Annotated in this window: 16 protein-coding genes; 7 read left to right on the top strand and 9 right to left on the bottom strand. The window is 59.9% G+C overall.

What is annotated here, in order from left to right; all coding sequences use genetic code 11:
* Positions 1 to 15 precede the first annotated feature (15 nt).
* The 4 genes from Q0025_RS04785 to Q0025_RS04770 all read right to left on the bottom strand — a co-directional run bounded on the left by Q0025_RS04785 (position 16) and on the right by Q0025_RS04770 (position 3,645).
* On the bottom strand, positions 16 to 276 hold the full coding sequence (locus Q0025_RS04785; protein ID WP_297296552.1) for a hypothetical protein: 261 nt from the start codon (positions 274 to 276) through the stop codon (positions 16 to 18).
* Between the two features lie 103 nt (positions 277 to 379).
* Positions 380 to 1,171 (bottom strand): molybdopterin-dependent oxidoreductase, encoded by a 792-nt coding sequence (locus tag Q0025_RS04780; protein WP_297296550.1) that lies wholly within the window; start codon positions 1,169 to 1,171, stop codon positions 380 to 382.
* Entirely contained in the window at positions 1,168 to 2,085 is a 918-nt protein-coding gene (locus Q0025_RS04775) for a cytochrome b/b6 domain-containing protein (protein WP_297296548.1), read from the bottom strand. The genes Q0025_RS04780 and Q0025_RS04775 overlap by 4 nt, the downstream gene beginning before the upstream one ends.
* A gap of 276 nt (positions 2,086 to 2,361) precedes the next feature.
* On the bottom strand, positions 2,362 to 3,645 hold the full coding sequence (locus tag Q0025_RS04770; RefSeq protein WP_297296546.1) for an MFS transporter: 1,284 nt from the start codon (positions 3,643 to 3,645) through the stop codon (positions 2,362 to 2,364).
* Positions 3,646 to 3,982: 337 nt separating this feature from the next.
* Between Q0025_RS04770 and Q0025_RS04765 the strand changes: the two genes are divergently transcribed.
* From Q0025_RS04765 to Q0025_RS04745, 5 genes are all read left to right on the top strand, one after another.
* Positions 3,983 to 4,816 (top strand): gluconate 2-dehydrogenase subunit 3 family protein, encoded by an 834-nt coding sequence (locus tag Q0025_RS04765; RefSeq protein ID WP_297296545.1) that lies wholly within the window; start codon positions 3,983 to 3,985, stop codon positions 4,814 to 4,816.
* Positions 4,817 to 4,883: 67 nt separating this feature from the next.
* Positions 4,884 to 6,593, top strand: coding sequence for a GMC family oxidoreductase (locus Q0025_RS04760; RefSeq protein WP_366939398.1), 1,710 nt, complete (start codon positions 4,884 to 4,886; stop codon positions 6,591 to 6,593).
* Between the two features lie 4 nt (positions 6,594 to 6,597).
* Complete coding sequence (locus tag Q0025_RS04755) at positions 6,598 to 7,950, top strand: cytochrome c (protein WP_297296541.1); 1,353 nt, start codon at positions 6,598 to 6,600, stop codon at positions 7,948 to 7,950.
* A gap of 92 nt (positions 7,951 to 8,042) precedes the next feature.
* The gene (locus Q0025_RS04750; RefSeq protein ID WP_297296540.1) at positions 8,043 to 8,798 is read left to right on the top strand and encodes a haloacid dehalogenase type II; all 756 of its coding nucleotides are present in this window, start codon (positions 8,043 to 8,045) and stop codon (positions 8,796 to 8,798) included.
* Between the two features lie 50 nt (positions 8,799 to 8,848).
* Positions 8,849 to 9,337 carry a heme-binding protein gene (locus Q0025_RS04745; protein ID WP_297296538.1) on the top strand — a complete coding sequence of 163 codons (489 nt, stop codon included), beginning with the start codon at positions 8,849 to 8,851 and terminating at the stop codon, positions 9,335 to 9,337.
* A 50-nt stretch (positions 9,338 to 9,387) separates the two neighbouring features.
* Here the strand turns inward: Q0025_RS04745 and Q0025_RS04740 are convergent, their stop codons facing one another.
* Positions 9,388 to 9,675: a hypothetical protein gene (locus Q0025_RS04740; protein ID WP_297296536.1), complete on the bottom strand. Its 288-nt coding sequence runs from the start codon at positions 9,673 to 9,675 to the stop codon at positions 9,388 to 9,390.
* Here Q0025_RS04740 and Q0025_RS04735 point away from each other — a divergent pair.
* Both Q0025_RS04735 and Q0025_RS04730 read left to right on the top strand, forming a co-directional pair.
* Positions 9,674 to 9,988, top strand: a complete 315-nt coding sequence (locus tag Q0025_RS04735; protein ID WP_297296534.1) for a phospholipid-binding protein — start codon at positions 9,674 to 9,676, stop codon at positions 9,986 to 9,988. The genes Q0025_RS04740 and Q0025_RS04735 overlap by 2 nt on opposite strands.
* A 43-nt stretch (positions 9,989 to 10,031) precedes the next feature.
* On the top strand, positions 10,032 to 10,247 hold the full coding sequence (locus Q0025_RS04730) for a ChaB family protein (RefSeq protein ID WP_297296532.1): 216 nt from the start codon (positions 10,032 to 10,034) through the stop codon (positions 10,245 to 10,247).
* Between the two features lie 65 nt (positions 10,248 to 10,312).
* Here Q0025_RS04730 and Q0025_RS04725 read toward each other — a convergent pair whose 3' ends face one another.
* From Q0025_RS04725 to Q0025_RS04710, 4 genes are read right to left on the bottom strand one after another with little or no spacing between them, the layout of a single operon-like run.
* Complete coding sequence (locus Q0025_RS04725; protein WP_297296530.1) at positions 10,313 to 11,098, bottom strand: c-type cytochrome; 786 nt, start codon at positions 11,096 to 11,098, stop codon at positions 10,313 to 10,315.
* Positions 11,095 to 12,720 (bottom strand): cbb3-type cytochrome c oxidase subunit I, encoded by a 1,626-nt coding sequence (locus Q0025_RS04720; protein ID WP_297296528.1) that lies wholly within the window; start codon positions 12,718 to 12,720, stop codon positions 11,095 to 11,097. The genes Q0025_RS04725 and Q0025_RS04720 overlap by 4 nt, the downstream gene beginning before the upstream one ends.
* A complete protein-coding gene (locus Q0025_RS04715) occupies positions 12,707 to 13,279 on the bottom strand; it encodes a cytochrome C oxidase subunit II (RefSeq protein ID WP_297296526.1) in 573 nt (190 codons plus the stop codon). The genes Q0025_RS04720 and Q0025_RS04715 overlap by 14 nt, the downstream gene beginning before the upstream one ends.
* Positions 13,276 to 13,458: a hypothetical protein gene (locus Q0025_RS04710; RefSeq protein WP_297296524.1), complete on the bottom strand. Its 183-nt coding sequence runs from the start codon at positions 13,456 to 13,458 to the stop codon at positions 13,276 to 13,278. Before Q0025_RS04710 ends, Q0025_RS04715 begins: the two co-directional genes overlap by 4 nt.
* Between the last annotated feature and the right edge of the window lie 5 nt (positions 13,459 to 13,463).

The raw sequence follows: 13,463 nt of genomic DNA, 5'->3' as shown, positions 1-13,463 counted from the left end.
GTGCAATCGGATCGGTCAATGACCGTTCGACATGGAACCACTCGATTGCCCGTTCGACATCGAGTCGGAAGAATGGCTGCCCGTCATAGAATCGCTCGAGTGATCGCTCGACATCGAATCGGAAGAATGGCTGCCCGTCATCGACCCGCCGGACATCGAACCCGACGAATGGCTACCCGACATCGAATCCGTGCTTGAGGCCTGCGCGAATGCGGCGCCGGACAGACACGCGCTGAGGATTACAAAAGACGTGATTGCTTTGATGGAACGCAACATGTGGATTCTCCTTCAGAGCCCTGTGGCCCGGCTCAGGGGCATTTCCCTCAACGGGAATTCGAATCGGCCTTAGACTTCTGCCACGCTGGTGCCGGCATCGCGTTTAGATACCGGCGTACCACTCGTAGCCGCGGTCTTCCCAATAACCGCCGAAGCCTCCGGCGATATGCTTGAAGCTTTCGACAATCTCGATGCGCCGGATGTATTTGGCCTGCTTGTATCCAAGCTGGCGCTCGACGCGCAGACGAAGCGGTGCGCCATGCGGGACGCCGAGAGGCTTGCCGTTCAAATCGTAGGCGATCAGCGTCTGCGGATGGAACGCATCGACAAGGTCGACGCTCTCATAATATTGACCTGGACTTTGTTCGCCGCCCTTCGCTGGCTCGCCAGTCAGATTGTCGGCACAATGGAAAACGGCGTATCGCGCGTTCGCGGCGAGGCCGGCCGCCTTCAGGAGCATACCGAGTTGAACGCCCGTCCACTTGCCGATCGCCGTCCAGCCTTCGACGCAATCGTGTTTCGTGATCTGCGTCCTGGCCGGAAGCTTGCGCAAGTCCGCGAGCGACAGCGACAGCGGATGACCGACAAGGCCGTCAATCTGCAGCCGCCAATTGACGAAATTCTGCGCGACATGCGCATTGTATTCGGCGCCGCCGGGATCATAAGTCCCATTCGGTTTGAATGTTGGCGAGATATCGGCCTCGGTATATTCGGGCGCCAAACCACCCGTATGCTGCAATGCCCGCTGACTGATGCGCGTCCAGTCCTCGACCGTTTGATAGACACGCGTGAAACTCGGATTCAGCGTGATGTTGTTGACATTCCAAATCAACGCACCGGCGCCGCCGAAGCCGGCCAGAATGGCCGCGCGGCGCGTTAGAGTCCCCGCGCTCATTTCTCATGGTCCTTCGGTACGACATAAATGCCCGTGAGCATTGAGCGGACCTCGTTAATCGGCCCGGCCAAGACGACCTCAACGAGATGAATCGTAACGAACAGCACGATCGAGAATGCGCTGAGGAAGTGAATGCTGCGAGCCGACTGGCGGCCGCCGAAAAGCTCAAGCAACCACGGACATACGGCGTTGAAGCCCGGAGACATCGTCAGTCCGGTCAGCACCATCAGCGAAATGAGCAGAATGACGCCGAGGTAGGCGAGCCGCTGGAGCGGGTTATAGCGCTTGGCCGCCTCGCCGGTCGGATGCTTGAACTTGGCGTGCTCGATCACCGAATGGGGGATCGCTTTGATGTCCGAAACTGTCGGCAAGATATCTTTCTGAAAATGGCGCGAGAACAGACTCCAGCCGAGATAAGCGAGCCCATTGAACGCCAGCACCCACGCAAACAAAAAATGCCAGTGGCGCGCGTCGGCAAGATCCTGAAAGCTCGGGATCGTCAGCCAAGCCGGCCAGCCGCGGGCGACATAATGACCGTGCCATTTTGACCAGCCGAGAACGCCCGTCGTGTCGAAATGCCAAGGACCGAGCTGAGTTACCCCGTATGTGCCGCCGTTGCGGTCGACCGTGGCTATTGAGAAAACTGGCTTATCGGCATCGGCACCGTATTGACCCCAATAAAGCCGGGGATGCGCGTTAAAGATGTTGAGGCCACTTGCCAAGAGGACGAGAATGCAAAGGGCATTAGTCCAGTGCGTAATCCGTATCGGAAGTCTGTGCCGGTAAAACGCTTCGCCTTGGCCGGCCTTATCAAATTTTTTGCGTAGCGCGGCGAATATGCCGCGCCGCCCGATCGCACGATCGGACGGTACGGCAATGTCGCCAGCGACGGCGGCGTTTTTAAGCAGCGACATATCGCGGTTCCGTTGAGCCGGTCATCGCTGATTCTTTCGAGCGGGCGCGGCATTTGTTACACCGCGCTCTCTTCACAAAACCGTTATCGCGTCCGCTTTATCGGCCCAACTCGAACATCGCAGGCTCGCAACGGCTCGCGCGCAGCACAATTTGCGCCGGAGAGTCTGTCCAGCGGCGCAGCGTTCATTAGAAGCGTTTCTTCACAAGACCGTCAGCAATCGTGACGTTCGAAATCAGCGCGTTTTGCCAACAGCCTCCTCGCCGCCGCGGCTCGCTCACGCGCGCGGTCGGAGCAACACAACCGCGAAGAGGCTTATGACTGCCGCACAGCTTAGGTAGACACTGACAGCGGCGAGGCCGCCGCGCGCCAGAAGAAGCTGCGCGATATAGGGTGCGAGTGAAGCACCGAGAATGCCGCCCAGGTTATAGGTAGCGGAGGCGCCGGTATAGCGCACCGCTGCCGGAAACAGGCTTGGCAGATATGCACCCATAGGTGCGAAAAGAAAGCCCATCAACCCGAGTTCTATGCACAAAAAGGCCAAGGCGCCGGCCGTGCCGCCACCTCCGAGCAAGGGTTGCATGGAAAAGGCCGAAAGCGCAGCGAATGCCGAGCCGAGCATCAAAATCGGACGGCAGCCAAAACGATCCGACAAAAAGGCGGAGAGCGGCGTTACGATGGCCATCAAGGTGATCGCGACGCACAGAAGACCGAGAAACTTCTCTTGAGGAATATGGCCGATGCGCGTGCCGTAGCTGAGCGCAAAGACTGTCGAAACATAGAAAATGGCATAGCATACGACCATCGCGAGCGAACCCAGCACCAAATGGACTGAATGGTCGCGCAATAAGATGCCGAGCGGCACACGCACCCGCGCATTGCGCGCGGCGAGTTGCGCAAAGGCCGGCGTCTCCGACAGCTGAACCCGCACATAAAGCCCGAGTGCGACTAGAATCGCGCTCAGCAGAAACGGGATGCGCCAGCCCCATGCGGCAAACTGCCCGTCCGTTAGAAACCGGAACAGCAGAAGAAAGAGCCCATTCGCCATGAGAAAGCCAAGCGGCGGACCAAGCTGGGGGAACATGCCAAACCATGCCTGACGATCGTTTGGCGCATTTTCCACCGCAAGCAGCGCGGCGCCGCCCCATTCGCCGCCAAGACCGACGCCTTGGGTTAGGCGCAGAAGACAGAGCGCGACGGGTGCCCATAGACCTGCAGCGGAATAGTCCGGAAGCGCGCCAATCAGCGTGGTCGAGATGCCCATTAAGAGCAGAGAACCGACCAGCGTAGACTTTCGCCCGCGACGATCACCGAAATGGCCGAATAGAGCCGAGCCGATGGGACGCGCCAGGAAGGCAATGCCGAAGGTCGCAAATGCAGCCAGCGTTTGAGCATTCGGTGAGTGCGAGGGAAAGAAAATCTGTCCGAACGCGAGTGCCGCAGCCGTACCGAAGATGTAAAAATCGTAAAACTCGATCGCCGTGCCGATAAGGCTGGCCGTTATGATGCGAGCCACGCTCGGCGATATCCCTTGAGAGCGCACATGAATATCGGTCGTCATACTTGGAGAACGCTTTCTGAATTTTGAGGGGTCTTAGAACATTTGTTCGAGCCTAAGCGTCCCGCCAGCGGCAAAGCCGATGGCTCCGGATGATGAGATGGCTAGATTTCTCTAGATGATCACAATGCCATTTCATTGGGTGTTCCGCCCGGGACTCTGCAAGAAGATAATTTCGACTCTTCATTCAACTCGTTGCTTCATTTCGGGCGATCCGGAAGAGCAACGCAAATCGCACCCACACCAAAGTATGGCAACGCTAAGCCATTTGAGAGATTGCGAGTGGAGACCCGTTCGAGCACGCTCCCCGCATAGTGAGTATGTCGGGATGCCGCGGAATATGGCGGTGCTGCGCCAAGCCCTTAAACGACGTCCACGCACTGGTGGAAGGAGCGTCTCCGTGACGAGTGAAACAGTCAACCGCCGAGGGTTTTTGATCGGCGGAGCCATCGTCGGCGCAGCTGGCGCCGCCTCTGCGGCCCCGCAGCTCCATGACGGAGAGCTGGGAGCGCCGCCGGCAACATATCGCGGCGCCGTCCCTTGGCAAGAAGGTGCGGCGGATTCTCCGCCGGAGGTGGTCGGGACGGATTTCAAGTTCTTCACGGCGAAGGAGAAGGCCTTCATTGAGGCGGCGACCAATCGCCTGATACCAGCGGATTCAACCGGCCCAAGTGCGGTCGAGGCTAATGTTCCCTTCTTCATCGATCGCCAGCTTGCCGGCCCGTTTGGCCGCGGCGACCATTACTACCTTGGCGGCCCTTGGCCCAAGGGCGTGCCAACGCAAGGCTATCAAAGCCGCTTCAGCCCGGCGCAGCTCTATCGCGGCGCTATAGCAGCGATCGAACGCTACACTGGCGGACGCCATAATGGGGCGGCTTTCTCCGAGCTCGCGGCGACCGATCAGGATGTCGTGTTGAAGGGACTGGAGGACGGATCCATTGAACTCGACGGCGGCGTTGATGCCAAGAGTTTCTTCGCCATGCTGCTGCAAAACACCAAGGAAGGCTATTTTTCCGACCCCATCTATGGTGGCAACAAAGACATGGCCGCGTGGAAGATGATCGGTTTCCCCGGCGCGCATTACGACTATTCCGAGTGGGTTGGCCGGCACAATGAGCGGGTTCCCTATCCGCCGGTGAGTTTCAAAGGCCGGCCCGGCTGGACGGAGGGCTGAGCCGATGACCACGAGGCTTAAGCCTGTCGATGTCGTGCTCGTCGGATTCGGCTGGACCGGCGCGATCATGGCGCAGCAATTGGCGGATGAAGGTCTGGACGTGCTCGCGCTCGAACGCGGTCCGTGGCGCGATACGCCGACGGATTTTGCCACGGGCTTCGCCCAAGACGAGCTGCGCTACATGTGGCGCCATCATCTCTTCCAGAATGTGGCGGACGACACGCTCACCATCCGCAACAATACGCGCCAGCAAGCTCTGCCGATGCGCCATTTGGGTTCGTTTCTGCTTGGCACCGGCGTCGGCTCGGGTGGCGTTCATTGGAACGCTCAGATCTGGCGTTTCCTGCCCTCGGATCTGAAAGCCTACAGTCACAATCTCCAGCGCTACGGCAAGGCCGCGGTTACGGCCTACGACATGACCATCCAGGACTATCCGCACAGCTGGGAAGAGCTCGAACCCCATTACGATCAATTCGAAAAGCTGTGCGGTTGCTCCGGCAAAGCCGGCAATCTGAACGGCAAGATCCAGGACGGTGGCAACCCGTTCGAAGGCCCCCGGTCAAGCGAATATCCCAATCCACCGCTTGCCTGGCCGGCAAGCCCGGCCATGTTCGCAGAGGCAGCGAAGTCGCTTGGCTATAAACCGTTCCCCCACCCGACCGGCAACGTCTCACAAGCTTATGTAAATCCGCTGGGGGCGCAGCTCGGCAAGTGCACCTTTTGCGGCTTCTGCGAGAAATTCGGCTGCGGCAATTATTCCAAGGCGAGCCCGCAGACCACCATCCTGCCCTACCTTATGGCGAAGCCGAACTTTACGTTGAAGACGGAGTCGGAAGTTCTCAAGATCGAGACGACGGCCGACGGCAAGACCGCCACAGGCGTTACCTATGTCAACAGCGCCGGCGAGGAATTCTTCCAACCGGCAAGCATTGTGATCCTGTCCGCGTACGTTTTGCACGTTGTGCGGATTCTGCTGTTGTCGAAGATCGGCAAGCCCTACGACCCCAACACCGGCGAAGGAGTGGTCGGCAAGAACTACGCCTATCAATCCATGGGCTCCGTAAACGTCTTCTACAAAGACAAGATCATGAATCCCTTTATCGGGGCTGGCGCTCTGGCCTCGGTGATCGACGAGTATAACGGCGACAACTTCGACCACACAGGTCTCGGCTTCATCGGCGGCGGCTATATCGCCTCAATGACCACGGGGGGACGGCCGATCGAGATGATCTATACGCCCGAGGGAACGCCGGATTGGGGACTCGCGTGGAAGAAAGCCGCGGCGCAATATTACCTGCGCAGCTCCTACATCAGTTGCCACGGTTCCTGCATGAGCCATCGCGGCAACTATCTCGACCTCGACCCAAATTATCGCGACAAGTTTGGGCAGCCGATGCTGCGGATGACGTTCGATTTTACCGACAACGAGCGGAAGATGGCGAACTACCTTGTGGATAGGGCAGCTGAGGTTGGGCTGCGCATGGACGGGGCGATCGGCGTCAAGAAGAACTATCGCAAGGGCCCTTGGAGCGTCGTCCCCTATCAGACCACGCACAATACCGGCGGCGCCATTACCGGCGACAATCCCAAGACCAGCGTCGTCAACAAATACCTACAGAGCTGGGACGTCCCCAACCTGTTCGTCATGGGTGCGGGCGCCTTTCCGCAGAACGCCGGCTACAACCCCACCAATACGGTCGCGGCGCTCGCCTATTTCTCGGCTGCGAAAATCAAGTCGGACTATCTGAAGCATCCGGGCGCATTGGTGCAGGGCTAGAGTCATGAACCGTTTTGCGGGCGTAGGTAGAACCGTCTCGATCAGTGCGGCCACCGTTGCCGTCGTTGCCCTCACCGGCGTGGCGTCGGGCCAAATTGCCGCGCCGCCGCCTCGCGCGGCTATGACGGCGACCGCAAGCGGACTCCTGACGCAGCCGATCGCCGACACAGCCCCCAATGCGGCGCAATTGCGTCGCGGTCAGTATTTGGTCGCGGTCGGCGACTGCATGTCTTGCCACTTGCGCGAGGGGGGAGCTCCGCTGGCCGGCGGCCTTGGCTTAAGGACGCCATTCGGAGTGATCTATTCCTCAAATATCACCCCGGATCGTGACACCGGCATCGGCGCCTGGAGTGCCGATCAATTCTATCGCGCCATGCACGACGGCATTGGTGCGAAGGGCGAGAATCTCTATCCCGCCTTTCCCTATCCCTGGTTTCGGAAGGCGAGCCGGGAGGACGACGACGCCATTTTCGCCTATCTGAAGACGGTTCCCGCGGTGCGCTATAGGCCGCCGCCAAATCGCCTGCCGTTTCCGCTGAATGTGCGATTCCTGGTGAAGGAATGGAACCTGTTGTTCTTGCACGCCAAGGCCTTCGAACAGGACCCAAACCAATCCGCGGAATGGAACCGCGGCGCCTATCTCGTTACCGGACTCGCTCATTGCGGCGGGTGTCACACGCCGAAGAACTCTCTTGGCGCCGACCAATCGGGGCGCGACTTCGTCGGCGGCAAGCTCGAAAATTGGGTCGCGCCGGACCTGACGTCTAACGGTCGGACTGGTCTCGGAAGCTGGTCGATAACCGATATAACCGAATATCTCCGGACGGGGCGCAATGCCCGGGCTGGAGCCGGCGGCTCGATGGCGGATGTCATCACCTATTCGACGTCGCTGATGAGCGACCAGGACCGCCGTGCCATCGCGGTCTATCTCAAGTCTTTGCCCGAGAGCTCGACACCCGACGCTCAGCAGGCCGACGCCGAAACGATGAAGCGCGGCGCGGCGATTTATTCGGATGCCTGCACCGCATGCCACTTGGAGAGCGGCGTTGGTCAACCCCGTTTCTTTCCACCGCTCGGCCGAAACGCCGTGGTTCAGCAGAATGATCCGTCGAGCGTCCTGCACCTCATTCTCGCCGGCGGCAGGATCGGTGTCAGTCCGTCGCGGCCGAGCCCACTCAGCATGCCGAGCTTCGCTTGGAAGCTGACCGACAGCGAAACAGCGGACGTCGCGACCTACATTCGCAACAGCTTTGGGAACCAAGCGCCGCCCGTATCGGCGGGGCAAGTCGCCGACATGCGCAAGGCTCTGCATCTGGATACGCTCCGTTACACGGCAAATTCCGGCGACCAGGACTGACCGTCGCTTCCGGACGGTTGCGGCGCCGGGGCGGCCGGATAACGAGGATTTATGGGCTGCTCCGGCGTTTTGAGTGAGGCACGCCCTGACCGATGCTCAAGACCAAGGAGGTCGTGCTTATGTCGCGCAACCCCGTTCTTCGCGAAAAGGACAGATGGCCGGCCCAAAAGCCATCCGTGCTTATTTTCGATGTCAATGAGACCTTGCTCGATTTCGAAGCGATGAACCCGCTGTTCGAAAGAGTCTTTGGCGACAAAAAGGTGATGCGCGAGTGGCTCGGTCATCTGTTCATGTATTCGATGACCATCACTCTGTCCGGCCTTTACGCGGATTTTTGGGCGATCGGCGCCGGATGCTTCGAGATGGTTGGCACAATTCACGGAATTGACGTCACACCCCAGGACACCAAGGCACTGCGTCAAGCGATGAGGACCATGCCAGCGCACGGGGATTGTGAGGAAGGACTGCAATTGCTGAAGGACGCGGGCTTCCGCATGGTGACGCTAACCAATTCACCCATGACGCCCGGGGAAAAAACGCCGCTGCAGAACGCCGGCCTCGATCGCTTCTTCGTGAAACAATACAGTATTGAAAACTGTCGCGCCTACAAGCCGGCGGGATCGACCTACCATTTCGTTGCCCAGGACCTGGAAGTCGCGCCGGCCGATTGCTGCATGGTTGCCGCACACGTCTGGGACACCATCGGTGGCCGAGCGGCAGGCATGGCGGGTGGCCTCATCACGCGGCTCGGCAACGCCGTCCTGCCCATCCCAGGTCTGCCGCAGCCCAACGCGATCGGCGCCACCCTGCCCGACCTGGCACGGGACATCATTGGCCAGTGGCGATGACCGAAATTTCGCCTGATGTTTAGGCCGGACGAACGCTAGGGAGAATGGTCATGCTTCGACACCTTCGCCATCTCATCCTTCCAGTGGTGTTCGTGACTAGGCTCGGCGCGGGCCCTGCACTGTCGGCGCCGCTCCCCACCCAGCCGATTCTTACGCTCGACGCGGCGCGTGCGATTGTGGCGGCTGCAGAAGCAAAGGCAAAGGCCGAGAATTGGCCCTGTGTCATCTCCGTGGTCGACAGCGAGGGCCTGGCGATCATTCTCGAGCGCATGGACAATGCCGCCATCCTCGCCGGCCTCGAACTTGCGCCGGGCAAAGCGCGCACAGCAGCCCTCTTTCGGAAACCGAGCGGCGCGCTTGAGGATGCCATAAACCGATCGCGGCCGGCAGCGCTGTCCGCCCGCGGCTTTGTACTCATGCGCGGCGGCATGCCGATCATAGTGAACGGGCAGATCGTCGGCGCCATTGGCGTCTCCGGCGATCGGCCCGACCATGATGAACTCATCGCGAAAGCGGGCATCGCCGCGCTGAGCCAATAACGCTCGTGGTTCGGACCCAACTCAAGTCGACGCTCGCCAACGCATTTAAGTCATCCTGGAACATCGCCCGAAACGGCACTATAGTGACTTGCAATCACTAGACCGGGTTCGACTCCTGCAACCGGCATCGGCGATTTCACGAGAAGCGACGCTTTCGTCTCGATTCGTCGCCAGCGAGGGGACCATAACGCGGTGATCCCGTACATGCCGATTGCCGCGCCGTCGAAAGAGGCTGGGAACGGTGACCGGATGGATACAAAAATCACAGCCAGACGGTGCGCAGCGGCCTTAATCGCCTTGTCGTTCGTCTTCTTCATCGCGCCGGAGGCTTTCGCCATGAAAGTTTCGTTCTCCTGGGCCGGCATTCCGGCCTGCAAAAAAATCTCCCCCGCCTTCACCATTTCAGATGCGCCGCCGGAAACGAAGACCCTGCGCTTCACGATGCACGATCAGGACGCGCCGCACTTCCATCACGGCGGCAGCACGGTCGCCTACGAAGGGCGGAGCGTGCCGCAGGGCGCGATCGGCTACATCGGCCCCTGCCCGCCAGAAGGCGAAGTGCATCATTATGTCTGGACGATCGAAGCGCTCGACGCCCATGGTCATGTACTCGACCGCACGACGGCGGCCGGCAAATTCCCTATGCGATGATTATCGGACAAAACGCTTTTCTCTCATTCGTTGAGATCAGGTCATGCCCTACGCCAGCAACGATGATCTTCCCGCATCGGTGCGCGATCATCTCCCGCCGCACGCCCAGGATGTTTTTCGCGCAGCCTTCGACGCCGCATTTACCGAGCACGAGGGCGATCCGCGCCAAGAAGAGGCAGCGTTCCGAATCGCCTGGGGAGCGGTCAAGAAACGCTATCGCAAGGCCGGCTCGACATGGGTCCCGAAGGAGATGTTTTAGCCGTCTTGGTGCACGGCCTTAAGCGTATCGCCATTACGCATGGGCGGAACGGCGGACGAAAACGGTCAATGCAGCGACGCATAATAGTCCGCGACGGAATTGATTTCAGCCGGGGTCAATTGGCCTGCGACATTGCGCATCTGTTCGTCGATGTCGTTATGTCGCGTGCCTGACGCAAAGGCTTGCAGTTGCGCCTTGATATAGGCGGCGGATTGTCCGTCGAGCCGCGGCGCGCCGATCTTCTCCGCGATGTCGCCGTGACAGGCATCGCACGGCGCGATACCGCGCATGGGAACGCCTTCCACGACGATTTTTGGCTTTGGCAGTGGGCTAACAGGAGCCGCGGCGGGCGCGAGATGCGAATAATAGGCAGCGAGCTTGACGATTTCCGTCTGGCTGATGAGACCGGCGAAGGGCGTCATGACGCCGTTGACGCGTGCGCCCGATTTGAAATCATTCAACTGCTTATAAATGACGATGGCGGGCTGCCCTGCCAGATTGGGTGCATTGGCGCCGCTGATCCCTTCGGCCCCATGGCAAATCGCACACCGCTGAGCCAGCGTCGCGCCTTCACCGATCGCCGACGCGCTCGGGTGATCCAAAATTGATGTTGTCACGACGACCTGCGACGTCTTGAAGGCTGGTGGGACCGGCGAGGCGCTTGAGGCGACGCGCGGGACCCCGGCAGCGCTGCAGATTGCGTCCCAGATGCCGGCGAATTTTGCGTTCGGCTGTACCAGCGGAAACCAGATGAGACCCGCGAAAGCCGCAACGAGGGCCACGCCGACCGTCGCCCCGACGCTCGCCGTAAACCATTTGTTGCTCAACGAGAAAAGGGGCGCTTCGCTCATTGCGTCACTCCCACATAGACGGCGGGCACGGACGTGTTTTTGAGAGCCATGAGTTGCGCAATCGGGAAGCCGTAATTCACCACGGTCAGGCCGATCATCAGAGCGACCCAGAGCGAAAAGGTGTTGAGCGCGAGAGGCAAGGACGTCGGCGGGTGAACCGCAACCGCGAAACGATACGGGCCCGGATCGCGCTTTCTCTCAGTCGCCCCACGAATGAGAATAGCGAGGAAAAGGAAACCCGATGTGACGAGAATCGCAGCGCCGACGGCAGAGATCGAAACCCAAAGCGCTTCCGGCGCCAGGGCTAGATTGGAATAATCGAAAAACGCCATGCGCCTGGGCATGCCGAGGATACCGACATAATGCCAAGGGAATGTCGTCACCAGCATGCCGATGAACCACAGCCACAATTGCGCGCGCATCAAGCCTTGATCCTCGAAGGCGCGTCCCGTCAGGTGGGGCCAAAGGTCATAAGCGATCGCAAAATACATGATGACCACCGCGCCGCCGAAGATGAGATGGAAATGGCCGGTGACCCATTGGGTATTATGGATGCTCGCATTGAGCTGGTAGGTCATGTTGATGAGGCCGCCGGCGCCGCCGAACCCGAGCATCACAAGCGATAAAGCCGTCGCCAGCATGATCGGATTCGACCAGGGCAGCGCCGCGAGCCAGCCGAAGGCACCTTTTCCGCCGCGAAGCCGGCCGGCGATTTCCGCCGACGCGCAAATCGTAAAAATCGTGATGAGCGTCGGGACCGAAACCAGCGCCGTAAATACCGAATGCATGAACTTGAAACCGGCGCCGACCTGCGGATCGGCGAAGAGATGATGCACGCCGATCGGCATTGCGATGACGAGGAAGGTGATGAACGAGATCCGCGCCATCGGATCGCTATAGATGCGGCCACCGATCGCCCGCGGGAATATCGTGTAATAGGCGATGTAGGCGGGGATCAGCCAGAAATAGACGATCGCATGCAACGTCCACGAGAAGAAAACCCGCGCCAGCCCGGCATCGATTGTTGATCGCCACCCGAATGCGACCGGCAGAATCATGAAGAGAAGCTCGATCGCGGCGCCGACGGCGGTCCAGCCCCAAAGCAGCGCGCCGGCGACATTGGCATACATCGCGAGCGGGACCGGCTTGCCAGGGTTGGCACGCTTCCAAACCGCGAGATTGACGCCCATCAGCGCGACCCAGATCCATGAGCCGACCACGACGAGAACCACGCCAACATAGTAGAAAGGATTGCCGATCATCGGCGGATAGAATGTGTAGAGCACGGAGGCGCGGCCCAGCGAGACCGGAACCATGGCCGTCACAGCGCCGATGACGACGAGAACAAACCCGACCCAGGCCCATCGTAGACCGACCAGCGGTTTTTCGAATTCGACTTCCGTGATCGCGTAGCCAAACGCCATCGCAACGAGCGTCGGGAACACATAGCCCATGATCGAGCCATGCGCGGTCAATGAACGATAATAAAGTTCGGGGTTGATATTCCAGATGTCTAAGGGACTCCTGACAAACATTTGCCAGGCGCCGAGCAGAAGGGCGAAACCAAAGAGCGCAAACGCCAAGGCAAAATGCGCCAGAATGAGTCGCTTATTGGTTAACACAGGTCACCCTCTTGCGCGTCCTCGCCAAATCGAGAAAGGCGCCTTTATCGACCACCTTCACCTTGCCCCACATGCCTTGGTGCCCGACCCCGCAAAATTCCTGGCATGGCATTGCGTGCTCGCCGGGTTTGTCGAAGCGCGTCTGGATGACGGATACATAGCCCGGCACCAGCATGGTGTTGACGTTGGTTCCCTCGACGAGGAGACCGTGTACGACGTCGGCACTCGTCGCACGAAGCGTAATCAGCGTATCGGCCGGGACCACGATGCACTCGGGCGTGAATGAAAACTGTTGGCCGACGGCCCGGACCGTGACCGATCCATTAGGCTCGAAAACGCTGCCGAGATTGCTTTCGATGAACTCGCCGGAAAGACTCAAGGTGGTGGGGTCGACGGTTTCCACGCGCGCTTGCGGCATCACCTCGTAATGAAGTCCAGAAAATGCCGCGATGCAGATCATCAGCGCGACGAGGCCGACGGAGAGCGCCGCCCACCGGCGCTCGACACGCTCGGCGGTCGTCGCGTTGGCGTTATGATCGGGGCCCGACGCCAATGTCATTGAACAGCCCCACGCGGTACGAAGACGAAGAAGTAGAATGCGAGCCAGAGCGCTGCGACGACGACCGTCGCGATTCCGGCGACGACCAAGGCCCCGCTCGGTCCAGAGCTTAGAATCTCTTCGACCCGGGAATTTTCCGGTGTGGGCGGGTTTTCGGCGGTGGGCTCTGCATTGATCATGGCAA

It is taken from the genome of uncultured Methylovirgula sp. (assembly GCF_947646745.1).
GTDB lineage: Bacteria > Pseudomonadota > Alphaproteobacteria > Rhizobiales > Beijerinckiaceae > Methylovirgula.
This window is presented reverse-complemented; position numbering and strand designations above follow the sequence as displayed.